At 35.8% G+C, this 4,590-nt stretch carries 4 protein-coding genes; all 4 read right to left on the minus strand.

Annotated features, from left to right (window positions below; genetic code table 11):
• Positions 1–521, minus strand: a 521-nt coding sequence (locus ACY65O_RS19215; RefSeq protein ID WP_462222474.1) for a saccharopine dehydrogenase family protein, incomplete at its 3' end; no start/stop codon positions are given.
• 353 nt (positions 522–874) lie between these two features.
• A complete protein-coding gene (locus ACY65O_RS19220) occupies positions 875–1,366 on the minus strand; it encodes an N-acetyltransferase family protein (RefSeq protein ID WP_462222475.1) in 492 nt (163 codons plus the stop codon).
• Between the two features lie 253 nt (positions 1,367–1,619).
• Positions 1,620–3,779, minus strand: a complete 2,160-nt coding sequence (locus tag ACY65O_RS19225) for a S46 family peptidase (RefSeq protein ID WP_462222476.1) — start codon at positions 3,777–3,779, stop codon at positions 1,620–1,622.
• 154 nt (positions 3,780–3,933) lie between these two features.
• Entirely contained in the window at positions 3,934–4,530 is a 597-nt protein-coding gene (locus tag ACY65O_RS19230; protein ID WP_462222477.1) for a metallophosphatase domain-containing protein, read from the minus strand.
• Positions 4,531–4,590 lie beyond the last annotated feature (60 nt).

Genomic DNA, 4,590 nt, shown 5'->3' on the forward strand with positions numbered 1-4,590 from the left:
CTTGTATATTCTTCCAACACATCAATAGGGGAGAAGGGGGCTTTGTATTCAAAAGGTTTTGTTCTTTTCTTTGGCAGTCCACCCACCATGCATTCAAAACTTTCAATTCTCATCCTTGCATTGTGATAGCCCAGAATTAAATTGCTCATGCCTGGTGCCACACCACAGTCAACAATAGCCGTAACATTTTTTTGTTTTGCCAGCGCATCTAACTGCAAAGCATCTTCCGGAAAAAAGGAAATGTCCACCACATTTTTTTGTGCCGTAATAATGGCTTCTAAAGTTTTATAACCCATAAAACCCGGTACCGCACTAATTATAAAATCAAAATCTTTCAATAATATTTTATAATTACTGTAATCACTTAGATCAGTTTGTACTGTTAAAACGGATCTGTCTTTTTGTGCAAGGAGTTGCAACGATAGCTCACTCACATCAAAAGAAGTAACAGAATAATTTTTGGCAAGGTCAATTGCCATGGCTCGGCCTACCATGCCTGCGCCTAAAATTGCTATTTGCATAAAATATGTTTTGTGCCTTGAAGCTCCAGCTTCAAGTTTTTTTGTAAAGGGCTAATTAATTTTAGGGAGCGACATTGGCAGCGTTTATCCTGACAATGGAAGGGCTCCATTCAACACCAGTAATTTCTATCATCTTTTATTGAAGCGGTTGCGACGTTCCATTCATCATAATGGAAATATAGGCGGAGTGCCTGTAGAAATGTGCGTATGGAGTTTGGTTAAACACAAAGTAAAAGTACAATAAAAAATATTTTCCTATCGTTTAATTATTTTTTATAAAAGTGTATATGAGTTTTAGACTCACAACCAAAACGTCCTCGTCTCCGACGAGGACGAGTAAAATTATTTTATTTTTATAATCGTTTCCCCAATATCTTCAAACTTCTTTCTATGCCATCAAGTATGGCAATATTTTTCAAATGCCCCCACTCTTCAAATCCTAATTTGATAAATAATTGCAGACTGGGTTCGTTATGAGCAAAAATATAACCCAATAAATTTTTTATTTTATAGGAGGGAGCAGTGTCTATACAATATTGCAATACTGCTTTTCCATAACCTTTTCCTCTTTGTAAAGGATGCAGGTAAATACTAATTTCTGCGGTAGCATCATAAGCCGGCCTGCCATAAAAAGATTGAAAGCTAACCCAGCCAATAATATTTTTATCGTCATCTTCCACCATCCACAGTGGACGTTTTTCCGGCGAATGTTCCTCAAACCATGATTGCCTGCTTTCAACAGCTACAAATGTTGTGTCGGCAGTAACCATTCTGCTTTCAACCGTTGAATTATAAATTTCAACAATGGTTGCTAAATCACTTTGTATAGCATCACGAAATTTCATTTTAAAATCTGCTGCATTGATTTATCAAATATAAAAACTGCTAATGACACAGTATGCAAAACACTTACTTTCAAATTATTAGACTGTCAGCTTGAGCTTGTCGAAAGCGGGTTTAAAGAAGCCCATCGGCTTCGGCAATCCCGATTGCAATCGGGACTGACACTCCAATGAAATCGAAATTTTGTCATTAACAAAGTGCTTATTTTTTTTATCAGTGCCTCAGCCTGACAAACTAACGGCTTACACTACTTCTTTATTTTTTCTTTTTCACCAACTTCAACTCTGCAATAATATTTTTTGCCCCTGCAAATTTATCTACAATAAATAAAACATACCTGATGTCAACCATTATGTTTCTGCAAATATTTTTATCATAATTGATATCACTCATGGTGCCTTCCCAAACGCGGTCAAAATTTAAGCCTACCAAGTTGCCATATGCATCTAAGGCCGGGCTGCCGCTATTACCGCCGGTAGTGTGGTTAGCACCAATAAAACAAACAGGTTGCTTTCCATTAACACCATATTGCCCGAAATCTTTTTTACTATACAGGTCAATTAATTTTTGCGGCACATCAAATTCATAATCTCCGGGTTTATATTTTTCCATTACTCCATCCAGGTAAGTATAAAAATTATATTGCACGGCATCTCTTGCAGTATATCCTTTTACATTGCCGTAAGTTAAACGCAGGGTGCTGTTGGCGTCAGGATAAAAAACTTTTTTGGTAAATACATCCATTTGCGCCTGCATGTAAGTGCGTTGTAACTGGTTAATGGTATTTTGTATTTCGTTTAATTTTGGTGATACTGTTGTTACATAGGTTTTAAATATATCACTGTATAAAGCTGCGGCTGCATCGTTTGTTACAGTTTGTATTCCGCTGGTGGCAACGCCATTAATTAAATTCTTTGTCTTGTTTAAATCAGTAAGAGCAGTTTGGCCATAAATAGATTTTGCCAATGCGGCATACGAGTTACTATTTTCTGCCAAAAGTTTTTTCAGCAGCGGCGACACATTTTCTCCCTTTTGGTTGTTTACATACATTTCCATCAATACTTCAAATAATTTTTGATCAACCGAGGGATTGTATTCTGCAAAAGTGCCGTTTAATTTTTCACTAATATCAATAACAGCTTTTTTATAAGCAGCTTCGTCTTTAGTAAAAGCGGTTACTACCGAATTGGCATTGGCAGCAATACCAAACAATTCTATTTTAGAAATTATTTCATTGTAATAATCACGGGCCAAAGCATAAGGTTCTATATCTGCATAAGCCTGTTTTAATTTTTTTAAAAGATCAGCGTAAGCAATATTCATTGCCGGTTGCGATAAAACGATTTTTTCAAAGCTGCCCTCTAATTCTTGTTTTTTACCCACAGCATTGGAGGAACGTAATCCCAGCACTTCTCCTTTCCATTTTTTATAAGCATTTTCTATACCTGCATATTTTGCTGCGTATTGAATTTTTATTTGTTCATCTTTACGCATAAAACTGTTCAGTACATCCAATGCTTTTTCACGTATGGCAATTTTAGCAGGGTCGCTAACATTCATTATTTGTTCTACTGCAGCAGAATGTAAATATTCTGTTGTTCTTCCCGGAAAACCAAATACCATTGTAAAGTCGCCTTCTTTCATGCCGTCTAAAGAAATATTTAAACTGCGTTTAGGTTTGTACGGTACATTATCGGCTGAGTAATCTGCAGGTTTATTATCCTTACCTGCATAAATGCGGAACATACTGAAATCTCCCGTATGGCGTGGCCACATCCAGTTATCGGTATCCTTGCCAAAATTACCAATGGAAGATGGCGGGGCACCCACTAAACGTACATCTTTATAAGTTTCGGTAATAAACATAAAATACTTATTGCCTTCGAAAAACGGACGGATTACAATATCCTGGTAGCTTTCTTTTTTTATATTTTTTTTATACCCGTCAATATTTTTATCAATAGCACTTTGCCTTTCTCTTTCGCTCATGCTGGTAGTAATGCCATTTAGTACTGTTGCTGTTACTTCATCAATACTAATAATAAATGTGGCAAATAATCCGGGGTTTTGCAATTCCTGACCGTTGTTGTAAGCCCAAAATCCATCACGTATATAATTGTTTTGTAAAGAGGAATGATTTTGTATGGCATCAAAACCGCAATGATGATTGGTTAACAGCAATCCTTTATCTGAAATTACCTCGGCAGTACAAAAACCACCAAAGCTTACAATGGCATCTTTTAAACTTCCTTTACTTATACTGTAAATATCACTGGCATTAATTTTCATCCCCATCCTCTTCATTTCTTTTTCATTCAACGCAGCCAGCAGTTGCGGCAGCCACATACCTTCATCGGCAAAACCTCTGGCAATAAAAGAAAGGGTAATTACCAGCAATAAAAAGTGTTTTTTCATAAATGCATTTTAAGCAACAAATGTAGGGAAATGTTTATTGTTAATAATAGTGACAATGAAATGAAAATGCAATAGACTTTAGCCAAACTGAATTATGTAAAATTAATTCAAACAACTTCTTACATTACAGCTCAAAAATAATCGGATCATTAATTTATTCATACCGCTCATTCAGCACACTTGCATTAATATATTTAATGCCCGCTTTTTCTACGGTTCCGTAAGCTTCATGTATATGTCCGCATATATGAACACGGGGTTTAATTTTATTTACACTGTTTAATAAATCTTCGCATCCAGCATGTTCTCCTTTTTTAGTACTGTCAAGAATTCCTGATACCGGGCCATTTGTAAGTAAGATATCAGTATCCAAAGGAATTAAATCCCAATGCCTCTTTATCTGCTCACCTCTGTAACGGTTAAAAGCCCAATCAAAAAACCAGGGCGTAATGGGAGAGCCCCAAATTTTAATATGGTTAATTGTTGCACCGCTATCGTTTAAATAAATCACGTCTTCAGGAATTATCTTTTCAATTTCGTGGTTTGACGCTTTCTCAAAATAAAAATCGTGGTTGCCGGCAATTAAAATTTTGTATTGATAATTTTGGTGGCTGTACCAATGTAAGAAATCAATTATTGATAGTTCATCACCTCTCATTGAAATATCACCTGCATGAATTAAAGCATCACCCGGTGGAAGTTTAAGCTGTTTATGATAACCGTGAGAGTCGGATATTGTTACAAATTTCAAAATATAATTGGTTTCATTTTTCAATTATCTTACCCTTTCAATTCCTTAACTTTTCCTAAG

The organism is Ferruginibacter sp. (assembly GCF_031430955.1).
Classification (GTDB): domain Bacteria; phylum Bacteroidota; class Bacteroidia; order Chitinophagales; family Chitinophagaceae; genus Ferruginibacter.

Bases quoted from the DNA above. Each gene is read 5' to 3' on its own strand.
- ACY65O_RS19220 (WP_462222475.1), bottom strand. From the start codon at position 1,366: ATGAAATTTCGTGATGCTATACAAAGTGATTTAGCAACCATTGTTGAA.
- ACY65O_RS19225 (WP_462222476.1), bottom strand. From the start codon at position 3,779: ATGAAAAAACACTTTTTATTGCTGGTAATTACCCTTTCTTTTATTGCC.